This is a genomic window from Paenibacillus sp. cl123, from assembly GCF_900101595.1.
In the GTDB taxonomy this organism is placed as follows: domain Bacteria; phylum Bacillota; class Bacilli; order Paenibacillales; family NBRC-103111; genus Paenibacillus_G.
In genome coordinates this window covers 52,571-75,987 of record NZ_FMYY01000006.1, presented here as the reverse complement: position 1 = coordinate 75,987, position 23,417 = coordinate 52,571, and the positions used below count along the sequence as shown (strand labels likewise).

Here is a 23,417-nt window from a genome sequence, read left to right as displayed (position 1 = left end):
CTCTTTCATCCGTATCCCCCCGTTCTCTGGATAACGCTTATGATGCGGATGCCGCAGCCAACCGGCCGAGCCGGCCTGCCTGCTCTCCCTAGAACCGCGGCTCCATCTTGGCTCCGCTCGCTCCACCACGCGGCGAGAGAGACAGCGCCGCTCCCCGACGGTCCCGGCCAGCCGCTACACGCCGGCCATGAACTGGCGCAGCTTCGCGGTTCTCTCCTCCAGCTCCCCGGGCTGAAGCTTATCGTACACAGACTTGGTAATCGTACTGATTTTCGTCCGTTTCATGCTCTCGAACATCTGCTCCTCGGCCTCCCACATCGCTTGATGCACCTCGCACATGCCGGGAGCGGGCTCATACCCCATCGCGAAGGCCCTTATATTGGAGCACTGGAACATGTGGCTGCGGCCGTTCAACGCTATAAATATGTCGTAGAAGCTGATTTCATCCGGCGATTTCAGCAAACGGATGCCGCCTTTACTGCCGACGCTTGTTTTGACAATGCCCGCTTTGGCCAGCTGGTTGAACACTTTGGACAGATAGGAAGGCGCAAGCCCCATGAAGCCGGCAAGCTGGCGGACCGTCACAGGAAGCTCGGGAGGGAATAACGCCAGATTGACCACGCTGTGCAGGGCATATTCGATACTTAACGAGTTGTTCATCCGGTAAACCTCCTTCTTCGCGACCAGATTATTTTACCAAACTGCGATAATCCGGACAATCTTTATCACATTTGTATTGACACTTATTTATCAATTCATATAATTAAGACAACAATTATCCTAATTAAGAAAGGAATTTTGCCATGACACGACTTTCCATTGAAACCTTCCGTCCTGTTTTCCCCCGTTCCGCTCTCATCTCTACGGTATTGCGTATCGCGCTTGGCCTGATTTATACGCTGGCCGGCGTAAACGGCTTTTTCCTGTATGCCGGGCTGGAGCCTTTCCTGTCGAAAAGTCCCGCGGCGATCGAGCTTCTCGGTACCGGATATCTGCTCGTGCTGGAGAAAAGCGCCGAGCTGGCGGGCGGTCTGCTGCTGCTGTCCGGCCGGTTCATCCCTCTGGCTCTGCTTGCTTTATTCCCTATTACGCTCAATATCGCCGCCTTCCATCTCTTCGTGGACCCCGCCCTCCTGCTGCCGGTCCTCGCCATGTTTCTGGCGCACGGCTATATGCTTTGGGCCGCAAGAAGGCATTATGCAAGTTTGCTGTGCCCCTGACGCCGCCGCTGCCGGGACCGAGGTCATCCGCTAGCTTTTTTTTCGGGAAATGCCTGCTTCCTGTCACAGCCGCCTGACCCTCCCCGTCTTATAAATGACTGCTTAATTCAGGATGGAGGGCGAAGCTTATGAATAGGAAGCGAATCTATGACACAGCCGTCATCGGCGGAGGCATAGCCGGTCTGCTCGGCGCGACAGAGCTGGCCAGGAGCGGTAAGTCGGTAGTGCTGCTGGAGAAATCCAGCCAGCTTGGCGGACGGGGCGCGAGCCGCCTGACGGGCGGAGCGATGCTCAATCTGGGCGGACATGCGATTTTTCGCAGCGGGGAGGCGTACGGGATGCTGCAGGAGCTGGGCATCCGGCTTGAGGGAGGAACCCCGCCGACCGGCGGCCTGGCTATCTGGCAGAACCGCGCTGTTCTTTTGCCCGCCGCCCCGTTGTCTCTGCTGGCCTCTCCCCTGCTGTCCGCAAGCGGCAAGCTCGGGTTGGCCCGCTTGATGACCGGGCTCGGCAAGCTGGATGACGCCGCCATCGGCCCCGTCAGTCTGCGGCAGTGGGCGGAGGATGGCATCCGCGACCCGATGGTCCGTCATTTGTTCTATTCGATATGCCGAACCTCCACCTATATCAACGATCCGGATCGGCAGCTCGCCGGTCCAGCCCTCAGGCAGGTGCGGCGTTCGCTGAAAGGCGGCGTTCTTTACCTGCACGGGGGCTGGCAGACGATCGTCGACCAGCTGCGCGCACTGGCGGTACAGGCGGGCGTGGAGCTGCGCACCGGCTTCTCCGCCAAGTCGGTCGTCCGCGGCACCGACGGGTCGTTGTGCGGCGTCCGGTCCGCCGACGGCAAGACGGTCGAGACCCGCGCCGTCCTCTCCACGCTCGGTCCCGCGGACACAGCAAGCTTGCTGCCTCCCGGCGCAAGCTCCGAGCTTGCCCGCTGGAGCCGCGAAGCCCGCCCGGTGAAGGCGGCTTGTCTGGATGTCGCCCTCCGGCGGCTGACCAAGCCCCGGCAGCATTTTGCGCTGGGCATCGATCAGCCGGTCTTCTACTCCCATCATTCGCGCGTAGCGAAGCTGAGCGACAACGGGTTGTCCGTGCTGCATCTGATCAAATACACCGGCCCGGAAGAAGAAGCGGACCCTCAGGCAGACGAGCGGCTGCTGGAGCATACGCTCACCCTGCTCCAGCCTGGCTGGCAGCAGGAGACGGCCGTTCGCCGGTTCCTGCCGTCCATCACCGTCGTACATGACTATATGCACACCGGCCGGTCCGGTTCGCTGCCCGGTCCTGCCGTCCCGGATATGCGCGGCTTGTATGTGGCAGGAGACTGGGCCAGCCACGGCGAATACCTGCTCGACGCGGCAGCCGCCAGCGCCCGGCGCGCTGCCCGGCAGATTCTGAAGGACCTCGCCGGAGACCGGCCGTTGGCTCACAATCTGCCGAGACTGGCCGAATAAGCCGGCAGCCAGCCGGTAATCCGCTCCGGCCGGCCGATAAAGAAGGCAGGAACGCGCAAGCCGCGCCGAACGGGCTTCCCCATCCGCAAGTGAGAGCGGGCGCTTGGAGCGCAGAGAAAAGAAGGAGTGCACACCCTATGGAACACGAGATGTCGACCGAGCAGCTGTACGAAGCCTATAAGCCGCTGCTGTTTGCTTTGGCCTACCGGATGCTGGGCAGCGTTATGGACGCCGAGGATATGGTGCAGGAGGCTTTCCTGTCGTTGAACCGGGGGGACGCCGTCCGGATCCGGAATATGAAGTCCTACTTGTGCAAAGTCGTGACCAACCGATGTCTCGACCGCCTTCGCTCGGCGAGCCGCCAGCGCGAGCAATATATCGGCCCCTGGCTCCCCGAGCCGCTGATCGGCGAAGAGCAGCTTCACGGAGATCCGGAGGAAGGCTACCTGCTCAAGGAGTCCGTGACAACGGCCTATCTGCTGCTGCTTCATCAGCTGTCCGCTGTCGAGCGGGCCGTCTTTCTGCTGCGAGAAGTGCTGCAGTACGAATATGACGAGATCGCCGATATGGTAGGCAAAAGCCCAACCAACTGCCGGCAAATTTTCCACCGGGCCAAACGCAGCCTCGGCAGCCGGCCCGCCCCCGCTGAGCCGCGTGCGGCCTCGGCTTCCGCCGCTGCCAACGAACCGGTGAACTCCGGGCCGGCCTTGCCGCTCAGGTCGGACGCTCTCGCCGCCAAACGGCTGGTCGAGCAGTTCGTGCAGGCGCTGACAGCCGCGGATGTACCTCGGCTGCTTGCGCTGCTGGCGGAAGACGCCGTCCTGTATTCGGACGGAGGCGGCAAGATAAATGCGGCGGTTCGCCCGATCCTCAGCGCCGGCCGAATCGCGCAATTTCTGCTGGGTCTGCTGGGCAAAGTGCCCGAAGACTTCGCCGTCCGGCCGGCCATCGTCAACGGCGTCCCCGGCCTTATCTCTTATGGAGGCCATATGCCGATTAATACGGTTTCCTTTCATCTGAAGGATGGGGTCATCGAGGGTATCTATCTCGTCGTCAATCCGGATAAGCTGGAGCATGTGCCGCGGCTTCTTTCCTGATGCCCGCAGCGGCAAGGCATGGCTAAAAGCCCCGCTCGGTTAGCCGAGGCTGCGGGAAGCTCTGCCCGCTCCGCCCGGCTGCAGCCCGCTCGCCACGAGGAAGCCCGCGGCAGACTCCGCCTATCTCTGCCGCGGCTTGCGCACAACCTCCAGCGGCTTCCACTCCTCCGGCAGCAGCCGCTGATAGGAAGGCTGCAGGAAGCGGTCATCGATCAGCACGAGCGTACCGCGGTCCTGCTCCGTCCGGATGAGCCGCCCTCCGGCCTGCAGCACCTTGTTAATGCCCGGGTAGACGTAGGCGTAGTTGAAGCCGCTTTTGCCCGCCGCGTCGAAATACGATTTGATCGCATCGCGCTCAAGTCCGATCTGCGGGAGCCCGACTCCGACGATGATGACGCCGGTCAGCCTCTCGCCGGTCAGGTCGATCCCTTCGGAGAAAATTCCCCCCATCACCGCGAACCCCAGCAAGGGCTTGTCTCTACCCGCTCGAAACTCGGCCAGAAACCTTTCCCGCTCTTCTTCGCTCATGTCGCCTTGCTGAATTAAAATATCCGCTGCGCCCACATCCAGTAGTCCGCCTCCGCCAGTCTCTGCTTCAGCCTTAGCTTCGGCTCCAGCTCCAGCTTTAGTTTCAGCCCCTGTTCCAGCCTCCGCCGCTCCAGCTCCTGTTGCAGCCCCCGCTTCAGCCTCCAGGCCTGCGTCGGCGCCTTCTTCCCCGCTCCTGCCGCCACTCCGCTCCATGAAGCTCGCCAGCACCTCATTCATATACTCGTAGGAAGGGAAAAAGACGAGCCTGTTGCCCGGCCGCTCTTCGATCAGCGCGTGCAGCATATCTGCGATCGCCGGCTTCGACGCCTCCCGGTCGCGATAGCGGGTCGAGACGGGCAGCAGCCGGACCTCCAGCTGATCCTTGTGAAAGGGAGACGGGATCGCAATCGCGTAGTCGTCCTCCTCTCCCCCCAGCATATCCCGGTAATAGCCGAGCGGAGACAGCGTCGCGGAGAAAAAAACCTGCGACTTATACCCCTTCGTCATCTGGCGAAGCAGCGCGGAGGGGTCGAGACAGAACAGCTTGACCCGCACGTCGCTTCTGGACCATTCGGCCAGCGTCACGAAGCGCTCGTCATAAGTGCCCAGCACGCGGGTGTAACGCTGGCAGGCGAAATACGTGTCAAGCAGCAGCTGCCGCGCTTCGCTCCCCTCCGAAGCGGACAGCTCCCGCTCGGCTGCCTCGGCGAAAGCCTCGATAAGCGGCCCGAGCCCCTCCGGAGGCTCGGTGTCCACCGCCTGCTTGGCGTCTCCCCGCGCCTTCCGCCAGGCGACGAAATACTCGTTTACCGCCTTGGCCGCGCCATGCAGCCCCACATGCACGCCCTTGTATGCCCGCTGCAGCGCCAGGAAAGGAGCCTTCGTCAGCTCGGCCGAATACATCTCGCGGCCCCGGTCCACCAGATTATGCGCCTCGTCCACCAGCAGCGCGGCATGCCGCTTCACCTCTTCCGGCTGCCTCTTCAGATACACACGCGGATCATAAATATAGTTGTAGTCGCACAGCACAGCGTCTGCCGCATAGGCGGCATCCAGCGAAAATTCAAACGGGCAAACCGTATGCTTGCGCGCGTATTTCTCCACCGTCTCTCTCGTGATCGAGGTTTCATGCTTCAGCATGTCCAGCAGCGCTCCCTGCACCCGGTCGTAATGGCCGTCGGCGAACGGACAATGCTCCTTGTCGCAGCGCGTCTCTTCCTGGAAGCAGATTTTGTCCTTCGCCGTCAGCGTGACCGAGCGCAGATGCAGCCCGCCGCGCTTCATCAGCGCGAAGGCCTCCTCCGCCGCCGTCCGGGTCAGCGTTTTGGCCGACAGGTAAAACATCCGCTTCAGCAAGCCTTCGCCCATCGCCTTCACCGCCGGGAACAAGGTGGAGATCGTTTTCCCGGTGCCCGTCGGAGCGCGCGCGAACAGCCGGCTATCCTGGGCGATAGCCGTGTAGACAGCCCCGGCGAACTGCCGCTGTCCGCCGCGATAGGCGGGGAAGGGGAAGGCCAGCCCCTTGATGCTGGCATCCCGCTGCCGCATATGGCTAAGCTCCAGGCGGGCGAACGGCGCATACGCATCGGCGTATCGCTTCATGTCCGCCTCCAGCCCCGCCAGCGTAGCCTCGCGCTCGAAGCGAAGCTGCCGGGATGTGGCAACCTGCACATAGACGAGCCGCAGGCGCATGACGGACAAGCCCTCGCGGGAAGCATACAGGTAAGCGTAACACGCGGCTTGCGCCCAGTGAACCGGGTACGAGTCCTCGGTGATGTTTGCCAGCTCGCCCGAAGTCGACTTGATCTCCTCGATGATCACGCTGGAGCCCTCGAAGCGCAGCCCGTCGCAGCGTCCCTCCAGGCGGAACACCAGCTCCTCGTGCTCAAGCTCCCCCTCCAGATGCACTTCCTTGCGGTCGGGCTCCTCATATTCGCTCTGGACGGCAAGATGCGCCCTGGTCCCTTCGGTCAGCGAAGTCATCGTGCGGAACCCGGAATCTATACTGCCGCTCAGATGGGCATGCTCGACGAATGCCCTTACCGACAAACCTATGACTCCATGATCGCCCGTCATCTCTTCGCCTCCGTCCATCCATCCGTTCATTTTTCTTTCCGTTCATCCGAAACGTATGTTCGCAACTTCTATTATAGCATGCGATAACATCAAATACGACAGCGCACAGCCAAAGAGGACAGTCCGAAGACCGCCCTCTTGGTTGTGTGCGAAACGCCGTACTTAAGCCCGCAATCCCTGTCCGGTAAAATGATTAGCCCGCTTGGCCCCGCGTACTGCCGCTGAACTGGCTTTCATACAGCTCGGCGTAGAAGCCGCCGGAAGCAAGCAGCTCGTCATGCGTGCCCTGCTCGACAACCGAGCCTTGATTCATCACAAGAATCAGATCGGCATAACGGATCGTCGACAGACGATGGGCGATTACGAAGCTGGTGCGTCCCTTCATCAATTCGTTCATCGCCTGCTGAATATGCGCCTCCGTCCGCGTATCGACGCTGCTGGTCGCCTCGTCGAGAATCAAAATTTGCGGATCGGCGAGAATGGCGCGGGCGATCGTCAGCAGCTGCTTTTGCCCCTGCGAGATGTTGGACGCCTCCTCGTTCAGCTTCGTATCATAGCCTTCGGGCAGCGTACGGATGAAATGGTCCGCATAAGCCGCTCTTGCCGCCGCAACGATCTCTTCCTCCGTCGCCCCCTCCCGGCCGTAGGCGATGTTGTCGCGGATCGTACCGCTGGAAAGCCACGTATCCTGGAGCACCATGCCGAGCATTTTTCTGAGGTCGGAGCGCCGCAGACTCGTAATATCTACCCCATCGATCGTAATGCGCCCGGCGCTCAGCTCATAGAACCGCATCAGCAGGTTGATGAGCGTCGTCTTGCCCGCGCCGGTCGGACCGACGATGGCCACCGTCTGCCCCGGCTTCACCTCCAGGTTCATATCCTTGATCAGCGGAACGTCTTCCTTATATCTGAAGTCCACATGCTCGAAGCGAACCCCGCCCTGCGGCTCTGCGATGACGGCCGGTTCCTTCCGCTCGGCAGCCTCCTCCTCCTCGTCCAGCAGCTCGAACACCCGCTCTGCGGCGGCCACCGTCGACTGAATAATGTTGAGGATTTGCGCCGTCTGGCTGATGGGCTGGGAGAATTGACGCGAGTAGGAGATAAAGGCCTGCACGTCCCCGATCTTGATCGTTCCTTTCATGACCAGTATGCCGCCGACCACGCTGACCAGCACATACCCGAGATTGCCGACGAAGTTCATCAGCGGCATCACGGTGCCCGAAATAAACTGCGCCCGCCAGCTCGCTTCGTACATCCGCTCGTTCACCTCGTCGAACTTGGCCACCGACTTCGTCTCCTGGCCGAACGCCTTGACGATCGGATGCCCCGTGTACATCTCTTCCACATGGCCGTTGAGCTGCCCCAGCGACTGCTGCATCGTGCGGAAGTGCTTCTGCGACCGCGGCGTTATCCCTTTGATCACGACGAAGCTGAGCGGCAGCGTCAGGACAACGATCAAGGTCATCAGCGGACTGATGGTCAGCATCATCACGACGACCCCGACGAGGGTCACGACCGACGTGACCAGCTGGGTCAAGCTCTGCTGCAGCGTGCTGCTGATCGTCTCGATATCGCCCGAGACGCGGCTGAGCGTATCTCCATGGGGATGCGCGTCAAAATATTTGAGCGGGAGCCGGCCAAGCTTCCCGCTGACCTCCGAACGCAGATCGTAGACGACCCGCTGCGACACGCCGGCCATTGCATATTGCTGCAGGTAGCTGAACAACGTACTGACGATATACAAGCCGGCCAGCACGAGCAAAATATTGGCGATATAGCCGAAATCGATGCTGGCGCCCGGCACGCCCTTCATCTTCGCCATCATCCCCTCGAACAGCTTGGTCGTCGCATCGCCCATAATCTTCGGACTCACGATTGAGAACACGGTGCTGAGAATTGCCGCGCTCAGCACGAGACCAAGCGAGACGCGATGCGGCCGCAGGTAGCCGGTCAGCCGTCGCAGGGTGCCCTTGAAGTTTTTAGCCTTCTGCGCGGGACCCATCATACCGGGACCTCCGCGTCCGGGCCCGAAGCCGAAGCCGGGACCTCCCGCGGGCTTTGCGGCCGATGCCCCCGCTCCGCCGTGACCTCCCGGACTCCCGGTGTCCGGGGCGCCTCCGTTGCCGCCGGATGATATGCGCTGTTGTTCACTCATGCGATCTCCTCCTCCGTCAGCTGGGAAGCTGCGATCTCACGGTAGACGGGCGATGTGTCCAGCAGCTCTCGATGAGTGCCGGAGCCTACGAGCCGGCCTTCGTGAAGCACCAGAATGCGATCCGCCTCCATCACGGTGCTTACGCGCTGGGCGACGATCAGGACGCAAGCGTCCGATGTCTCCGGCAGCAGCGCCGCCCGCAGCTTGGCATCGGTCTTCAGGTCAAGCGCCGAGAAGCTGTCGTCGAACAAATAGATGCCCGGCCTTCTCACCAGCGCGCGGGCGATGGACAGCCGCTGCTTCTGCCCGCCGGATACATTGGCGCCCCCTTGCGAGATAGGCGCGTCATAGCCTCCCTGCATCTTCTCGATGAAGTCGGCCGCCTGGGCAATCTCGGCCGCTCTGCGAATCTCCTCGTCGCTGGCCTGCTCGTTGCCGAAACGGATATTATCCGCCACCGTGCCGGTGAACAGCATCGCTTTCTGCGGAACCAGTCCGATCTGCGCGCGCAGGCTCTCCTGCGTCATGCTGCGTACGTCGACTCCGCCGATCAGCACCTGTCCTTCCTCCACATCGTAGAAACGGGGAATCAGATTGATCATCGTCGACTTGCCCGAGCCGGTCCCTCCGATAATCGCCGTCACTTCTCCGGGACGTGTCGTGAAGGAAATATCCGTCAGCGCCGGCATCTCCGCGCCCGGATACCGGAACGTTACGCCGCGGAACTCCACCGAGGGACGCTCGGCGGCCGTTTCCCCGGAGCCTGCTCCGTCGCGAATATCCGGCTGCATCTCCAGCACCTCCTGGATACGCGCCGCCGAGGCGGCAGCCCGGGGGATCATCACAAACATCATCGAAGCGAATACGAGCGAGAACATGATCTGCCAGGCGTACTGGATAAATGCGATCAGATCGCCGACCTGCATATGACCGCTGTCAATACGCAGCCCTCCGTACCAGATGATCGCGATGCTGGCGAAGTTCAGAACCAGCATCATGACCGGCATCATGGTAGCCATAATCCGGTTTACCCGGATGGCGGTATCCGTCAAGTCCCGGTTGGCGTCGGCAAACCTTTCCTGCTCCTGCCGGGTGCGGTTGAAGGAACGGATGACCCGCACGCCCGTCAGCTGCTCGCGCAGCACGAGACTGAGCCGGTCCAGCTTGGTCTGCATCGCCTTGAACAGCGGGCCGCCTTTGCGGAATACGATGAAAATAAACAAGGCCAGTACCGGTACGATGCCGATCAGCACCAGAGACAATGTCGCATCCTTCGACACCGCCATCACGATGCCGCCGATGCACATGATCGGCGCCATGACGATGACGCGCATCATAATGCCCAGCACCTGATACAGCTGGGTAATATCGTTCGTCGTGCGGGTGATGAGCGAGGCTGTGCCGATACGGTCGAACTCCTGCAGCGAGAACTGCTCGACATGCGCGAACACCCGGCTGCGCAGATCGCGGGCGAAGCCGCCTGCCGCCTTGGAGGAGCAGTAGCTTGCGCCCACCGAACAGGCCGCGCCGAGCGCGGCGACGAGCAGCATGAACCCCCCGACCTTCCAAATATACGGCGTGTCTCCCGTCACAACGCCGTGGTCCACGATATCGGCCATCAGCGTGGGCAGGTACAGGTCGGACAGCGACTGGAGCAGGATCAGCAGCAGCACGAGACCGACGGCCAGACGGTAAGGCTTGAGATAACGGAATAGCTTCAGCATAACGCTCCTCCTAATCCTGTGGCGTATCCATAGAGTCGGGACGGTCCGGCTGCGCCGGCAAATCCCGGTAATAACCTGCGACATCGTCGAGCAGGTCGATCAACTGCCGGCAGCGCTCTTCTCCGAGATGCGCGACCAGCCCGCCCATAGCTTCGAACATTCGCTGCTCGGCCTCTTCCGTGAGGCTCTGCCCCTGCTCGCTGAGCCGAATCCGCACCACCCGGCGATCCGCCGGGTCCAGCCGACGTTCGAGCAGCCCCCGCGCCTCCAGCACGTTGACCATCTGCGAGACCGTTGGCATGGATACGCGCAGCAGCGAGCTGAGGTCGCTGGCCTTCAGGCCTTCGGGATGATGCATGAACCGGTGATGCTCCGGTCTTCCGCCCGGGTGTCCCGCCCCATCCGTCCACTCCCGTCCTGCCCCCTGCGGGCCTCCCCATGCGAAGGGCATTCCGGGGGATGTTCCGGGAGGCAGTCCCCCGTGGGGAGGCATGCCGCGGAAAGCTGTATCCGGTGACGGCCCCCCGTGGGGAGGTATGCCGCCGGAAGCTGTATCCGGGGACGGCCCTCCTTGGGAAGGCAAGCCGCGGAAAGCTGTATCCGGGGACGGTCCCCCGTGGGGAGGCATGCCGCGGGAAACTGTATCCGGGGACGGTCCTCCTTGGGGAGGCATGCCGCGGGAAGCTCCTCTGCCGTCCACGTCCCCCGCCCCGGGCCTGCCAGGGCCAAAGCCGTGCATAGCTCTTCGCAAAGTAAACAGCATCATCGTCTCGCTTGGCGTGCAGCCCTCCACCGGCCTTCTGCCGTTCCAGTTCACTTGACGCAGCTGGCGGAGCGCACGGATGAGTCCAAGTGACAAGTCATTATGACTTTCCTTCATGATGATCTCGCTCCTTTTTAATTAACTTAGCTAACCTAAATATATATAGATGAATTAGTTTTGTCAACTTCCTGCTGCGGATGAAAAACCTGCCTGCTCCCAGCCAAGATCAGTTGATGAAGTCCACAGGGCTATCCGCTATAATGATAATCGTACGAGAGCCGTTTTCGTGAAAGCGAGGAACTGTTGAACATCATGTCCGCTCAAGCCGCCTATTGGAAGAAATATATAGCCAGCACGCAGCTCGATCTGACGATAGCTGCCTATACGAAAGTATCCCCCGCCTGGGGCGACGATGATTTCGCGCCGGACTTCAACCGGCTTTATTTCATCATGGAAGGCGAAGGGTATCTCAAGCTGAACGGCCGTACCTTCTATCCGAAGCCCGGGCAGCTGTTCCTGCTCCCGGCCGGTCAAATACAGTCCTATGGCACAACCGGCCCCGATACCTTCGGGAAGTACTGGTGTCACTTCAAGGCAAAGATCGGCGACCTGCCTTTATTCCACTTGCTCGACATTCCCGCCTTCGTAGAAACCGCAGAGCCCGAGCGGCTGCGGCTGCAGGAAACGTTCCGTCAGCTGATTCATTGGCATGGCATAGACAGCCTGGGCTCCGCTCTGCGGGTAAACGCTCTGCTGCTGGAGCTGCTGGCCTTCTACCTGGATGCCGCCGGCGCCATTCGCTTCCGCACAGGAGCATCGGCATCTCTGGATAAGATCAATCAGGTGCTGCGCTATATCGACGAGCATCTCGCCGACCATCTGTCGCTTGAAGAGCTGTCGCAAGTCGTCCATTTCCATCCCAACTATTTTATCCGGGTGTTCAAAAATACAACCGGCGTCTCTCCCATCCAATACGTCAATCGGAGGCGCATGGAGAAAGCCAAGCAGCTGCTGTCCTTCTCCCAGCTCAATATCTCGGAAATAGCAGAGTCGCTCGGCATGGAAATGTCGTACTTCTCCCGCATGTTCAAGGATCATACCGGCTTCTCGCCCAGCCAGTTCCGCGAACTGTACCCGACTCCTCAGCCGTGAGGCCATGAACGCAAGGAGGAGGCCGGACCTGTCCATCGTCCCTCTTTGGCCGGTAACGTCGCCTCTATCGGTGCGGCCATAACGGATGTTACCGCGCAGGTTCACTGTTTGATCGCAAACCGAAGAACGTTTACACGAATTTTCGAACAAATTCCATCTTTTAAATAAGACGGAGAGTGCTTTGTACGGTTTACCGTATAAACTCCATAGTTGAGCGCAAGCGCGGGAGCACTTTGTACGGTTTCCCGTACAAATCCCAAGTTTGACCGCAAGCGCGGGAGCAAGTTGTACGATTTTTCCGTTACAGCTCGGGGTCTGAAGTTGTATCCTCAAATGAGAAACCCTATTGCTGGGACAGCCGCCATCCCGTGGTGCGGGCATCTCCTCCATCCCCGGTTCCTGTTCAAGCCCATACAAAAAGCTCCGTCTCTGCCTCGCGGCGGACGGAGCTGGTTTTGTTTATTTATACGGCCCAGGCTCACGGATAAAACGTGCTTGCCTTCGTCGTAGTAGCGCACCACCGGGACTGGAACAGCTCCCGGATCAGCACCTCATGAGCCTCCGGCGTGCCGATATAGCGCAGCGCCTCGGCGGCATGAGCGCGTACATATCGGTTGTCGTCGTCCAGGGCGCGTTCCAGCTCGGGAATGGCGGCCTCTCCGGCGCGGCCAAGCCGCGTAAGAGCGAGACCGGTCATGAAGCGGATCTGCGTATCCTCGTCCTGCAGCCCGCGGATCAGCCCTTGCACCGTATCCGGCGCAGCCCGCCCGATCATGCCCAACGCTTCCACGGCCGTGCGGCGCACCTCTACGGAGGCATGCTCCATCAAGCCGTTCAGCCTGGGAACCGCGGCGACGGCGAGCTGCCGCAGTTCGCCAAGCGCAAATGCCGCATGCACCACCGTAATCTCGCGCGCCGTGTCCAGTTCGGCGATCAAGCCCGGCACCGCGCTCTCCCCGCTTGCCGACAGCCCGTACGCCGCCAGCCGGGATACGGCCGTCTTCTCGTGACGGAGAGCTTCCAGCAGCGCGCGGACCCCGACCTCGCCGCGCGAAGCAAGCTCGTATGCGGCATTCAGCGCGTTAGGCTCATAGTCATCCTCAAGCTGAAGCGCCAGCTCCCGCACAACCGTGTCATCACCCGGCTGCGTATCGGCCAGACTGCCCAGCTCGCCGGACAGCCAGTTCCAGGTCTCTTCCCACAGCCGGTCATGGGCGGTAATTCCCGGTGCGATCCCAGCCGGCGCGGACCACGGTCCGCCTTGAGTATCCCATGTCGGCCGGACAGGCGCTTGCGTGCGCATGAATTCGAACTTCAGCATATAACGCGGATTGCCGAGCACATTCGGCGTCGAGCGATGCCAGATGTCGTAGTGGATGAGCGCGAAGGTGCCGGCCTGGCCGCTCGCAAGCGCTTCTCCTTCCGCTTCATCCTTGTCGAAGATCCGTGTCTCATAATTCTGAGTTCCCGGCATGATCCCCGTCGGTCCGAGCTCGGGCGGCGTATCTTGAGGGAAGTACATGATCATCGCCCACCAAGGATGATGGTTGCGCATCCGGGAATAACCCCAGTAGCTGTCCTTATGCCATCCCCCGGCTACCGGGTTGGCATTGAAATGTCCGTGGCGATGCGCATGCAGCATATAATCCGGACCAAGCACGCTGCTTAGAGCGCCGGTGATAACCGGGTGGTCGAATACCTTCTGAATCTCCCGGATCCGCGGCAGCAGATTATTGCCGGGGTTGCCTTCCTCCTGATACACCTTGTTCAGCTGCGCCATCAGGCTTTCATGGAATTCCGCAGAGAAATCGGTGTTCAATATCAGAAAACCATTCGTAATAAATTGTCTCATCTGTTCATCGTTCAGCAGAATCGGTTGTTTCTTGTCCATCCTCGCCTTCATCCTCTCTTCAGCTACTGGAATAACTTGATTATAAACAAGAGGGGATAGCGAGAGGGATAGAGGAAGCTAAGCAGAGTTTGGATAATATTATCTTCATCCCCGCCGGTTACGGGATGGCGACTGCGATATGTCCCATCGCCCGCCAGAGCGAGCCGTTCAGCACGGAGCCAGGAGTTGCCTCGGCGAGCGGGCGTTCCCCAATGAACGGGAAGACGGTTTCCCCGACGTGGGATTTCATGAAATTGATCATCAGCTCAACCAGCAAAACCCCCGGACCGTTGGTCAGAGGCTCGGACTGCGCCTCTGCCGCAGCCTTCTGCTCGGCGACATACATTTCCAGCGTTGCGATATCGCTCGGCGTGAGGAACAGACAGTCGAAATGCAGCCGGTCCTCCGGCAGCTTGAATAACCGCCCGCGCACGAGCCGGCCCGATTCCTCCCAAGATCGCTTGAGCTCCTCCGGTATATGCTTGCAGCACATCTGCCACTCCGGGTGAACGTCCTCGAAATACGTGCCCACCCCGCAGGATGGCGGAATCAAGTGATGACTCGGCCGGGTGCTGACACTATAAAAGGTGACCGGACTGCCTTTGCTGTATAAAGCCAGCATCTATGTACCTCCGCAATTAAAGTCGTTGCCTCGTATAGGGATAATATGTCACGCAGGGCCGGAATGAAGTCGCAGCTCCGCTGACAAATACAGGAATGGCAATTGACAATGATAATCCTTATCAATACAATGAGTTGAAGTCCTAATTCCATTTCAGATAAGGAGTGCCGGTTTATGTGGGTTGAAGCTTTAACGATCGTTGTGCAGGAAGGATTTTCGGATCAGGTGGTTCACCGGTTCAGCCAAGAGGCGGCGGTAGAGAAGGCGCCTGGCTTCGTCGATCTGAGCATCCTGGTTAAGAAAGCACGGAAAGGCGAGGAAGAAATCATCGTCATGATCCGCTGGGAATCGGAAGAAGCCTGGAAGCAATGGGAGGTCAGCGAGCCTCATCTGGAGGGGCATCGCCGCGAGCGCGAGCATGGCAAGCCGGAGTTCGTGCTCCGCTCCAGCAGCTCCGTCTATGCGGTGAAAGCCGTGAAGACGGCCCCGGCGGCGATCTGAGCGGCCGTGCAGCACAGGCCCGCCGTTAGTCCGCCGCTCTGCGTATCGAAGTCCGTCCGGTGAGATAGCTCCTTCGTCCTTGCAGGAGCTGTCTCACCGGCCTTGCATAGCATACCGTCACCCCATCCCGAGGTCCCTCCTCTCCCCCGTCCCAGGTCCAGCTCCAATACCGTCACAGGTCGGTTTCGCTGATTATACGATTCCTCTACAATAAAGACATGAACGATAGCGCTAACGAGTCGAACATTGAGAGGAGAAATTCTTATGAATAAATTATTCCGTTCCCGTTATAACAGCAAACTGACCGGCCTGAGCGGCGGCTTGGCCGAATGGACAGGGATCAGCGCCACCTTGATCCGGTTGATCTGGATCATTTCCGCCTTCTGCAGCTTCGGCACGACGATCCTGGTGTACTTCATCGCGAGCCTGGTCATTCCGAAGGAGCCGCCGGCTCACAGCTACGACTACGATCACGGGCATGGGCATGGACCCCGGCACAGATATTATTAATAAGCGCTAGGCGCATACCGAAGAGGCCGCCGCTCCCTTTCACGAGGGGGCGGCGGCTTTTGAGCCTGCGGCTGTCCGCTGTACAACTTACGACCGCTCCGGCCGATAGGCCGGGCCGGGTCTGGCCAGGTCTGGCCAGGTCTGGCCAGGTCTGGCCAGCGGCCGGACGCTCAGCTCGGCATCATTTATGGCTGCCTTGCCGCCGGATGACTGGGTTGCGGGAAAACTTACCCTTCCTTACTTCACCTTCCGCAGCTCCCGGAGGAAATGATCCCGGGCCGGATGCTCCGCGGCTTGCGGCCGGGCATCGAGCTGCGCTTCTTCTCCCGCGAAGTACAGGGCCAGCTCCTGCTTAAGCTTCTCCATATAATCCGGGCCGGGATTTGCCTTCCCCTCCTCTTCCATCGCTCGAAGCAGCTCCGCCCAAACCAGTCGCTCCTGTCCGAACGTCCGCTCCGGATATTGGCCCGCGAGCTTCAGCGGCTCCTGCAGCGAACCCGTCAAGTACAGCCTCACGGCCAAGTAAATACCGGTAAAACGATGGCTTTCGTCCTGCTCCAGCGCGCTCCGGAGCAGCTCGGATGCTTCAGGGAGCTTGCCCTGCCGGAGCAAGCCGACCGCATACACGGAACTTGTATAAGGATTTAGCCCGTCTCTGTCGGCGAGCATCCCGTAATAACGGTCGGCCTCCGCCCAGCTGCGCTGCTCCATACTATGTTCGAGCATGAGGAACACGTAATGAGGAGCAGGATTCAGTTCCACCATTTTTCTTAAGTAAGGCAGAACCTCCTTCCCGCTCCGTTCCTGATTATCCGCCCCATCCACCTGATGCAGGCGGATCAGCATCCGCAAACAATGCAGATCCCGGTCGTTCAGCTCGCAGTCTCTGCGATAGCCCTCCATAGCCTCGCTGAACTTGCCCTGCAGGAGAAGCCGGTCTGCTGCAGTTAGAGAGCGCTGCTTCAGATAAAAGAAGGGCAGCTTGCCCATCGTCGACTCCTGCAGCCGATAACCGTCGCTCCGCGTCAACGGGCGCCCAGCGGCGTCGAAGGCTTCCACGCTCCAGGAAAAGCGGTTATCCGGATTGGCAAAGCCGAGCAAAGGCAGCGGATCGGCCTTCGGCTGTTCCCCTTCGTCCGCCATCCCGTAGGAGATGCCGAAGAGATGGTCATACAGCCGCTCAACCGGTACGTCGAGACTGGCTGCTCGAACACGGGTCGCTATGGCGGACCCTAGCGTCCCGTTCTCCAGATGCACCTTGCCGTTTACCGTATAAGTGGCAGCGCCGGGGACGGGTGTCCATGCGAAGCGGACCGTCTCTCCGTTTACCACTTGCTGATTGACCGGCTCGATCAGCTCCAGCAGCGGGTGAAGCACGACCTCTTTCGTTATGCTTTCGCCGCCCGCTATATCGACCCAATCGTGGGCAGGAACCGGCCAAGTCCAGCCGTCGATCTGCTCGAACATCAGGCCAAGCTGCAGCTGGTAGCTGCCCGGGTTCACGCCGCCGATCCTAAATCTGCCCTGCGCATCCGTTGCCGTCTGATAGGGCTCTCCCTCCGACACACTGCTGCTGGCGGAAGCCTGATCGCGCAGGTAGACGCCGACATGGGCCAGCGGCTTGCCGTCGCTGCGTTTGACCGTACCGGCAACCGTCGCCAGCCCTTCTCGTACAGGCTTTGTCTCCCGCTCCAGCTGTTTCCGCAGTTTTTCGACCTCGCCGTTGATGAAGCCGTCTTGGGCGCTCAAGCTGCCGGCCAGCTCATCCAGCACATTCGCGGCTTGCTGCGCCTGCCGGTCAGCTGCATATAGTCTGGCGCGCTCCAGTTGGAGCTCCTTCCTCCGCTGGCTAACGGACGCCTCTTCGTCCAATCGTCCTTCCGCGGATTCCAGCACAGTCAGCGCCCGCTCCAGCTGCCCTTCGCCATAGTAAGAAACGGCCAGCTGCTTGGCTGCTCGTACCAAATACCCGTCTACCGGTCCCTGCCGGACATAGGCCTCCAGATAAGGACGCTTCTCCGCTTCGCTCAGACTCGGAATGTTATCGTCCTCTCCTCCCCCGATCGTCTGCGAGGAATCCGGGCCTATATACACATCATATCGCGGTATCCATGAATCCCTTCCCTGTTCGATGACGGCGGCCCGGATCAGCGGCCACTTCCGATCGCCCGGAGCACCTTGGCTTAATAGGCGCAGCAGGCTTTCTTTATCCATGGCCTTCCCGTTCAGAACGGCTCTCTGGGCCAAATAATCCTGAACCCGGGGATAGGCTGCAAACATGGCCAACAGCAGCAAACAGGCCGCAAGCAGAGTAAGAGCGAGATGCTTAATCTTGATTCTGACCCGCATGCGCCGCCACCGCCTTCTCGTAATAATCTCTCCAATACACGCTGCCGCCCACTTCGATCAATTGCCTCTGCTTCTGGACGATCGCATGCTGCGGGGACGGGTCCCTCCAGCCACTAATGCCTATGGCGGCGATAACCAGCAGACCGAGAACGCCTATCGGGAGAAGCGGCAGCTCGATCTCACGATTCCACCATGAATCGACCCGCTGTCGCCAATTGCCGGGATGAGTTCGCCTCAGCACGCCTGGCTTTCCCTGAAAGTTCAGGCTTCCCAATTCCTCACCCAGCAGGCGTCTGGATAAGCTGAAGGGGGATTGATGTGCCAGGGGACCCCCGGTGTCTTCGACTTTTTCTTCCTGCTTCTCCGCTTCCTCTTCACGTGCCATCCTCATCCTCCTCCCTCTCCCATATCAACCGCAGCCGCATGCGTCCCCGGGCCAGTCTGGCCTTGACCGTGTTTTCCTTGCAGCCGGTGTAAGCTGCGATCTCCGCTACATTCATCTCCTGGTAATAGTAGAGCACGATAGCCTCGCGGTACTTATAGTCCAGACTATGAATCGCCCGGCTCAGCCTCTCCTTATGCCACAGCTCCATCATCCGCTCCTCCGGGGCCGCGTACCCGTCATGCTCGCCCTCAGCCAGCTGCTCGATCCAGGCCGAAGGCAGCATCTGCCTCCAGCTCCAAGTGCGCATCCGCATACGACAGCGATTCACGGCGATGCGCAGCAGCCATCCTTTGAGCCTTGCGGGGTCCTTAAGTTGCTCAATGCTCCGATATGCCTGGATAAATGTATCCTGAACCGCTTCCTCAGCAGCCTGATAATCCTTGACCAGCAAATATGCCGTGCGCAGCAGCTCATCACCGTATTGATCCATCAGCATGAGGAGCGCCCTCTCGTCTTTCTCCTTTAATCCTTGTATGACGTCCAGACACGCTCCCCCCTCTACCCTTATAGATGCGTGTCAACACGATTCGGTTGCATAGCTACCGATATAATCGTCTCACCAATCCGCTTGGATCAGATCCGAGTTGATCCCGATCGCCGCCCGGGCCCCATCGGCAGCCGCCATGATCAGCTGCGACGGCGAGAGGGCGCATATATCGCCTGCGGCGTACACGCCTGCCGCCGACGTCCGGCCGAAGCTGTCCGTCGCCAGTCCCCCCTGGGGATTCAGCCGGCAGCCCATCGCTTCGCCGAACGGAGCGGCCTGATACCAGCTTGTGGCGACGAACCCGCCCGTCCGCCTCAGCTCTGTGCCGTCCTCCAGCCGGATGCTCCGCAAACGCCCCCCTTCCCCAACTAAGGAATGGATCGGCTGTTCGTAGACGCCGATGCCCCGGCTCCCCAAGGCTTGCCGGTCGCTATCGGTCAGGCTGTTCCTCCCGTTCGTGCATACGACCAGATCCCGGCTCCAATGGCGCACGGTCCTGGCCAGCTGAAGCGCCTGCGGATACTCCGAAATGACGACGAGCGGCTCCCCCCGCCGCTCCCATCCATCGCAATAAGGGCAGCTGAACAAGCTGATCCCGTAATAATTGCGAATGCCCGGTACGGCCGGCAGCTTCTCCCGCAGCCCGGTAGCCAGCAGAAGCGTGCGGGCGGCGTACCATTCGCCCCGTTCCGTCTGCAAACCGAAGCATGTCGTTCTATTCACGCTGACAACGCGCTCGCGTCTGTACGCGACGGACGGATACCGGCCAATATCCCGGCAGGCAGCCAGACGGAATTCATCCGGCGTTATGCCGTCTCTCGTAATAAATCCGTGCGAAGCGCGGGTCACGGCGTTCCGCGGAGTATTATCGTCGAATAAAACAACCGTTCTTCCAGCGCGGCCGAGCACAAGCGCTGCGTTCATTCCGGCAGGCCCCCCGCCTATAATCGCGCAATCGACCAGCATGTGCTGTCACTCCTTTTTTCTGGCATGGCTTGTAGGTATGCCCGTAACCTGGCGCTATGCCGACTGCTCCCTGCATGTATTCTATTCATGAACAGCGTCCAATATGGACGATTCCTGGCCATCAAGCGGGATGCCTGCCATGAGGAGGAACGAGGCGGGTTATAGCGTTATGCGCCGGCTCCTTGAATCAAGCTCTGCCTCTTTGTTAGACTGGTGGAAAGTTCCAGAAGGAGATGGATGCTTCAATGAAACAAAACAAATACGACGATCCCCATTTCTTCGCAGCTTATAAGCAAATGCCCCGTTCGATCCACGGACTTGAAGGCGCAGGAGAGTGGCATGTGCTGCAAGCCTTGCTGCCCGATCTGCAAAATAAGCGCGTGCTTGATCTAGGCTGCGGTTTTGGTTGGCATTGCCGGTATGTCCGCGAGCAGCAGGCAAGCTCTGTCATAGGCATTGATATATCCGAACGAATGCTGCAAAGGGCTCGCGAACTGACGGATGACCCGTCTATTTCCTATATCAATATGGCAATCGAAGACATCGATTTTCCCGACTCCTCCTTTGATGCGGTTATTAGCTCGCTGGCCTTTCATTATATCGAGTCATTTGAATCCATTTGCCGAAAAGTTTATGACTGTCTAGCCGAAAACGGTTCTTTTGTTTTCTCGGTTGAACATCCGATCTTTACTTCCCGCGACGAGCAGGATTGGCATTATGACGACCAAGGGAATCGTCTGCACTGGGCTGTCGATAACTACCAAGCCGAAGGCGTGCGCAAGACATCCTTCTTAACCAAGGATGTGATTAAATATCACCGGACGATATCCACTTATTTCAACGACTTAATTCGTGCCGGCTTCAGCATTAAAGCGGTCAAGGAACCTGGACCTTCCGCTGAAATGCTGCAACATATACCCGAGATGAAAGATGAGAGCCGAAGACCCATGTTCCTAATCGTCTCTGCGGAAAAGAAGCAGCACGTATTTTGACGAACGTTCCCCGTGGAACAGCGTCTTCAGGCGGCGCGTCCTCATATTCAGAAGAACTTTATCCGGCGAGAGCTGCCGACAGCGCGCAAGACCATGCGATTAATGCCATGCAAAAAGGATGAAGCAGGAAAAACGCTGCCTCATCCTTTTTTTGCTTCTATCCCTATATGACTGGCTAAGCAAGATTGACATGAACGAAACGCGGCTCCCAAAGCGTGATGTTCGGCAGAACACCGCTCGGCAAGGCAAGTCCGCAAGTCCTCTTAGCTTTGCCAACGGTCGCCATCGTTGCAGCAACTCTCGTCCGCTAGACCGGCTCAGATGCCCGGCGGCAAGGCCGAAGACGCCTCCAGCTCCAACGCGCGGCCAAGCGCCGCCAGCTTGTTCATCGTTTGCCAATTCCGGGTTGTCGCCGCGACCTTAAGCTTCTTCTCCAGGAAGTTATTCGAGAACATCGACTTCCCCAAGCCCTGCCGGCAAAGGATATACACCTCATCGCGGGCAAGCCGGTACTCATCCGTCTCCCTGCTGCAAGCAAGCAGCCGCTGGATGCCTTCCTCGGTTGGCGGCTGAGTCAGCAAGGCCACGTACAAGCTCTCCCCCTCAGCCAAGCTGTCCGCCGGAAATGGACATTGCCCGATCACGCGCTCCAGATCGCGGATCGTCCGGACGACAACAGGCACCTGGAAGCCGAAGACTCGCTCAATTTCCCGCTCGATTCGCACATGCAGCGGCTCCTGTGCTTCTTCCTCGGCGGCTGAAGCAAACAACACATTGCCGCTTTGAATATAAGTCTGCACCCGTTCCAGACCCATCGCTTCAAACATCCGTTTCAATTCCGCCATCTTGATCAGTTTCTGTCCGCTGACATTAATTCCGCGCAGCAGCGCCACATGGATAGGCATGTATGTCCTCCTCAATCTCTTACGTATCTTGCGTGACCGGATGGGCCAAAGACCGTCCTTATCACGAAGCCTGCTCCGGCTCCTTTGCCGGCTTACCTCTGACCAGCACACGAGCGAAAACCGGGAGAATCGGCGAAAGCAGCAAAGCCGCCACAGTCAGTGACGCCCGGATGGACAATCTGCTGCCGACCCAGCCGACAAACGGGCCGCCCGCAATTTGCCCCAGAGCATCGGACTGCCCCATCATGGACAACACAGTGGCTCGCGACCCGCTCCCGATATGCTGATTCAGCCACGTCTCGTAGATCGGGTGACTGAGCGACCGGACAACTTCGGCCAGGAGCAAGGCGGCGAATGCCCAGATGAAGCCGGGCGCCAAGGCAACGGCCAGAACGGCTCCCACGCGCAAGGCCGTCAGGACCAGCAGGATCAGGGCAGCGGCGCGCGGCCCGCTTATGGTCAGCCGCCGCTCGGCCAACCCGAGAACGGCCATACTGAGCAGCGCCGATATCGCCGCGATCAGCCCGAACCAGGCCGCCATGGAGAGCGGGATATGGGCGGGAAATCCTATTTCCCGGATCAGATGCGCTCCCCAGAGACGATCATAGCCTTCGGATGCAGCTCCTGTAAATACCGTAACGATCAGCATAAAAATCAGGATCGGCTGATTCCGGATGAATCGCGCGCCAGACAGCCAAGTCTGTGCCATCTCTGTCCAGGGTGCGACTCCGGCTGGTGCGGCGTTGCGCTGAAACCCGGTTTCCTTCATCACGGCGATCAGAAACACGCCGAGCAGTCCGTACAGCAGTCCGACGCTGACAAGCGGCAACCCGGGGGACAGCTGGTACAGCCAGACGCCCAGCCCGATACCGGCCAAGCCGGCTGCCTGCGAGATGCGGCTGGATTTGAGAAACAAGGACGCCATTCGTTCTTCCCCGATCTCATCGACGATCCACGCGGTTTCGGCGCCGCTGACGAATGTGTGGCCAAGCCCGAACAGCACCTGGGCCGCCAGCAGCCAGCCCAGCATCGGGATAAACGGCATAAGCGACTCGGCCGGCAGGACGGCCCCTTGCAGAGCCATGCCGCCTCCGACGACAAATACCCCGATGATCACCGAGATGCGGCGGCCGTACGTATCGGCCACCACTCCTGTAATTCCCTCGAACAGAAGCACGGTCCCTTCCAGCACCATACCCACCAGAAGCAGCTGGAAAGGGTTCAAGCCCAATGCCTCAACCAAATAAAGCGTAAATGTCGTCCCCATCGTCGTGTGCGCGAGCGAGGAGACTGCACGTATCAGTATAAATACAGCCGTTGACTGCAGCATGAAACAAATTCCGCCCTTCGGGCAAACGGTAGCTCCTGCCGGGTTTGGCTTGACTGAATCCCGGCAAACCGGACAGGCGCGCTACGCGCTGCCGCTCATAGTCGTAATCCTTGCGCGTACATCTGTCCCCGAACATACCATGCTTCGTCTCATGTCCTTGCACCTCCATTTGTTAACTAATCTTTATTATAGACGGTGAAGCCGGGCGGGCAAGTGCGAGTATATATAGAAATCGACTATCCGC

The 23,417-nt window shown here is 59.7% G+C and carries 20 protein-coding genes; 7 read left to right on the top strand and 13 right to left on the bottom strand.

The annotated features are described in order from the left end of the window. Positions 1-174 precede the first annotated feature (174 nt). Positions 175-660, bottom strand: coding sequence for an RrF2 family transcriptional regulator (locus tag BLR08_RS12430; RefSeq protein ID WP_072329538.1), 486 nt, complete (start codon positions 658-660; stop codon positions 175-177). A gap of 143 nt (positions 661-803) precedes the next feature. Here BLR08_RS12430 and BLR08_RS12425 point away from each other — a divergent pair, with 143 nt between their 5' ends. From BLR08_RS12425 to BLR08_RS12415, 3 genes are all read left to right on the top strand, one after another. Beyond that, positions 804-1,220, top strand: a complete 417-nt coding sequence (locus BLR08_RS12425; protein ID WP_083536966.1) for a DoxX family membrane protein — start codon at positions 804-806, stop codon at positions 1,218-1,220. Between the two features lie 128 nt (positions 1,221-1,348). Continuing rightward, the gene (locus BLR08_RS12420) at positions 1,349-2,680 is read left to right on the top strand and encodes a phytoene desaturase family protein (RefSeq protein WP_072329537.1); all 1,332 of its coding nucleotides are present in this window, start codon (positions 1,349-1,351) and stop codon (positions 2,678-2,680) included. A gap of 149 nt (positions 2,681-2,829) precedes the next feature. Continuing rightward, positions 2,830-3,777 carry a sigma-70 family RNA polymerase sigma factor gene (locus BLR08_RS12415; protein WP_090586130.1) on the top strand — a complete coding sequence of 316 codons (948 nt, stop codon included), beginning with the start codon at positions 2,830-2,832 and terminating at the stop codon, positions 3,775-3,777. 120 nt (positions 3,778-3,897) lie between these two features. Here BLR08_RS12415 and BLR08_RS12410 read toward each other — a convergent pair whose 3' ends face one another. The 4 genes from BLR08_RS12410 to BLR08_RS32005 form a co-directional block, all read right to left on the bottom strand. Beyond that, entirely contained in the window at positions 3,898-6,411 is a 2,514-nt protein-coding gene (locus BLR08_RS12410) for an ATP-dependent DNA helicase (RefSeq protein WP_256257532.1), read from the bottom strand. Positions 6,412-6,574: 163 nt separating this feature from the next. Further along, positions 6,575-8,386 (bottom strand): ABC transporter ATP-binding protein, encoded by a 1,812-nt coding sequence (locus BLR08_RS12405; RefSeq protein WP_256257558.1) that lies wholly within the window; start codon positions 8,384-8,386, stop codon positions 6,575-6,577. A 146-nt stretch (positions 8,387-8,532) separates the two neighbouring features. Beyond that, the gene (locus tag BLR08_RS12400) at positions 8,533-10,260 is read right to left on the bottom strand and encodes an ABC transporter ATP-binding protein (RefSeq protein ID WP_072329534.1); all 1,728 of its coding nucleotides are present in this window, start codon (positions 10,258-10,260) and stop codon (positions 8,533-8,535) included. Positions 10,261-10,270: 10 nt separating this feature from the next. Next, entirely contained in the window at positions 10,271-11,140 is an 870-nt protein-coding gene (locus BLR08_RS32005; protein WP_072329533.1) for a MarR family winged helix-turn-helix transcriptional regulator, read from the bottom strand. Positions 11,141-11,335: 195 nt separating this feature from the next. On the opposite strand from BLR08_RS32005, the gene BLR08_RS12390 reads away from it, so the two are divergent. After that, a complete protein-coding gene (locus BLR08_RS12390; RefSeq protein WP_072329532.1) occupies positions 11,336-12,175 on the top strand; it encodes a helix-turn-helix domain-containing protein in 840 nt (279 codons plus the stop codon). A gap of 478 nt (positions 12,176-12,653) precedes the next feature. On the opposite strand, the gene BLR08_RS12385 is transcribed toward BLR08_RS12390, so the two are convergent. Together BLR08_RS12385 and BLR08_RS12380 are read right to left on the bottom strand one after the other, a co-directional pair. Then, positions 12,654-14,066 (bottom strand): HEAT repeat domain-containing protein, encoded by a 1,413-nt coding sequence (locus tag BLR08_RS12385; RefSeq protein WP_072329531.1) that lies wholly within the window; start codon positions 14,064-14,066, stop codon positions 12,654-12,656. 118 nt (positions 14,067-14,184) lie between these two features. After that, a complete protein-coding gene (locus tag BLR08_RS12380; protein WP_072329530.1) occupies positions 14,185-14,688 on the bottom strand; it encodes a hypothetical protein in 504 nt (167 codons plus the stop codon). Positions 14,689-14,862: 174 nt separating this feature from the next. Between BLR08_RS12380 and BLR08_RS12375 the strand changes: the two genes are divergently transcribed. Together BLR08_RS12375 and BLR08_RS12370 are read left to right on the top strand one after the other, a co-directional pair. Next, positions 14,863-15,189 (top strand): antibiotic biosynthesis monooxygenase family protein, encoded by a 327-nt coding sequence (locus tag BLR08_RS12375; protein WP_072329529.1) that lies wholly within the window; start codon positions 14,863-14,865, stop codon positions 15,187-15,189. Between the two features lie 264 nt (positions 15,190-15,453). Further along, positions 15,454-15,699 carry a PspC domain-containing protein gene (locus tag BLR08_RS12370; protein ID WP_072329528.1) on the top strand — a complete coding sequence of 82 codons (246 nt, stop codon included), beginning with the start codon at positions 15,454-15,456 and terminating at the stop codon, positions 15,697-15,699. 237 nt (positions 15,700-15,936) lie between these two features. Here the strand turns inward: BLR08_RS12370 and BLR08_RS12365 are convergent, their stop codons facing one another. The 4 genes from BLR08_RS12365 to BLR08_RS12350 form a co-directional block, all read right to left on the bottom strand. Further along, positions 15,937-18,048, bottom strand: a complete 2,112-nt coding sequence (locus BLR08_RS12365) for a carboxypeptidase-like regulatory domain-containing protein (RefSeq protein WP_072329527.1) — start codon at positions 18,046-18,048, stop codon at positions 15,937-15,939. Next, the gene (locus BLR08_RS12360) at positions 18,026-18,433 is read right to left on the bottom strand and encodes a hypothetical protein (protein ID WP_072329526.1); all 408 of its coding nucleotides are present in this window, start codon (positions 18,431-18,433) and stop codon (positions 18,026-18,028) included. The genes BLR08_RS12365 and BLR08_RS12360 overlap by 23 nt, the downstream gene beginning before the upstream one ends. Further along, positions 18,423-18,929: a sigma-70 family RNA polymerase sigma factor gene (locus tag BLR08_RS12355; RefSeq protein ID WP_256257531.1), complete on the bottom strand. Its 507-nt coding sequence runs from the start codon at positions 18,927-18,929 to the stop codon at positions 18,423-18,425. The genes BLR08_RS12360 and BLR08_RS12355 overlap by 11 nt, the downstream gene beginning before the upstream one ends. Before the next feature lie 120 nt (positions 18,930-19,049). After that, on the bottom strand, positions 19,050-19,946 hold the full coding sequence (locus tag BLR08_RS12350) for an NAD(P)/FAD-dependent oxidoreductase (protein WP_072329524.1): 897 nt from the start codon (positions 19,944-19,946) through the stop codon (positions 19,050-19,052). Positions 19,947-20,191: 245 nt separating this feature from the next. Here BLR08_RS12350 and BLR08_RS12345 point away from each other — a divergent pair, with 245 nt between their 5' ends. Next, positions 20,192-20,938: a class I SAM-dependent methyltransferase gene (locus tag BLR08_RS12345; RefSeq protein WP_072329523.1), complete on the top strand. Its 747-nt coding sequence runs from the start codon at positions 20,192-20,194 to the stop codon at positions 20,936-20,938. A gap of 317 nt (positions 20,939-21,255) precedes the next feature. Here the strand turns inward: BLR08_RS12345 and BLR08_RS12340 are convergent, their stop codons facing one another. Both BLR08_RS12340 and BLR08_RS12335 read right to left on the bottom strand, forming a co-directional pair. After that, entirely contained in the window at positions 21,256-21,843 is a 588-nt protein-coding gene (locus tag BLR08_RS12340; RefSeq protein WP_072329522.1) for a DUF1697 domain-containing protein, read from the bottom strand. Between the two features lie 61 nt (positions 21,844-21,904). Continuing rightward, complete coding sequence (locus tag BLR08_RS12335) at positions 21,905-23,173, bottom strand: MFS transporter (RefSeq protein ID WP_072329521.1); 1,269 nt, start codon at positions 23,171-23,173, stop codon at positions 21,905-21,907. Positions 23,174-23,417: the final 244 nt, after the last annotated feature.

Coding starts and splice junctions, on each gene's coding strand:
- BLR08_RS12375 (WP_072329529.1), top strand. CDS start 14,863: ATGTGGGTTGAAGCTTTAACGATCGTTGTGCAGGAAGGATTTTCGGAT.
- BLR08_RS12425 (WP_083536966.1), top strand. CDS start 804: ATGACACGACTTTCCATTGAAACCTTCCGTCCTGTTTTCCCCCGTTCC.
- BLR08_RS12420 (WP_072329537.1), top strand. CDS start 1,349: ATGAATAGGAAGCGAATCTATGACACAGCCGTCATCGGCGGAGGCATA.
- BLR08_RS12380 (WP_072329530.1), bottom strand. CDS start 14,688: ATGCTGGCTTTATACAGCAAAGGCAGTCCGGTCACCTTTTATAGTGTC.
- BLR08_RS12335 (WP_072329521.1), bottom strand. CDS start 23,173: ATGCTGCAGTCAACGGCTGTATTTATACTGATACGTGCAGTCTCCTCG.
- BLR08_RS12405 (WP_256257558.1), bottom strand. CDS start 8,386: ATGATGGGTCCCGCGCAGAAGGCTAAAAACTTCAAGGGCACCCTGCGA.
- BLR08_RS12355 (WP_256257531.1), bottom strand. CDS start 18,929: ATGCTGATGGATCAATACGGTGATGAGCTGCTGCGCACGGCATATTTG.
- BLR08_RS12345 (WP_072329523.1), top strand. CDS start 20,192: ATGAAACAAAACAAATACGACGATCCCCATTTCTTCGCAGCTTATAAG.
- BLR08_RS12415 (WP_090586130.1), top strand. CDS start 2,830: ATGTCGACCGAGCAGCTGTACGAAGCCTATAAGCCGCTGCTGTTTGCT.
- BLR08_RS12385 (WP_072329531.1), bottom strand. CDS start 14,066: ATGGACAAGAAACAACCGATTCTGCTGAACGATGAACAGATGAGACAA.
- BLR08_RS32005 (WP_072329533.1), bottom strand. CDS start 11,140: ATGAAGGAAAGTCATAATGACTTGTCACTTGGACTCATCCGTGCGCTC.
- BLR08_RS12430 (WP_072329538.1), bottom strand. CDS start 660: ATGAACAACTCGTTAAGTATCGAATATGCCCTGCACAGCGTGGTCAAT.
- BLR08_RS12370 (WP_072329528.1), top strand. CDS start 15,454: ATGAATAAATTATTCCGTTCCCGTTATAACAGCAAACTGACCGGCCTG.
- BLR08_RS12365 (WP_072329527.1), bottom strand. CDS start 18,048: ATGCGGGTCAGAATCAAGATTAAGCATCTCGCTCTTACTCTGCTTGCG.
- BLR08_RS12400 (WP_072329534.1), bottom strand. CDS start 10,260: ATGCTGAAGCTATTCCGTTATCTCAAGCCTTACCGTCTGGCCGTCGGT.
- BLR08_RS12340 (WP_072329522.1), bottom strand. CDS start 21,843: ATGCCTATCCATGTGGCGCTGCTGCGCGGAATTAATGTCAGCGGACAG.
- BLR08_RS12390 (WP_072329532.1), top strand. CDS start 11,336: ATGTCCGCTCAAGCCGCCTATTGGAAGAAATATATAGCCAGCACGCAG.
- BLR08_RS12360 (WP_072329526.1), bottom strand. CDS start 18,433: ATGGCACGTGAAGAGGAAGCGGAGAAGCAGGAAGAAAAAGTCGAAGAC.
- BLR08_RS12410 (WP_256257532.1), bottom strand. CDS start 6,411: ATGAACGGATGGATGGACGGAGGCGAAGAGATGACGGGCGATCATGGA.
- BLR08_RS12350 (WP_072329524.1), bottom strand. CDS start 19,946: ATGCTGGTCGATTGCGCGATTATAGGCGGGGGGCCTGCCGGAATGAAC.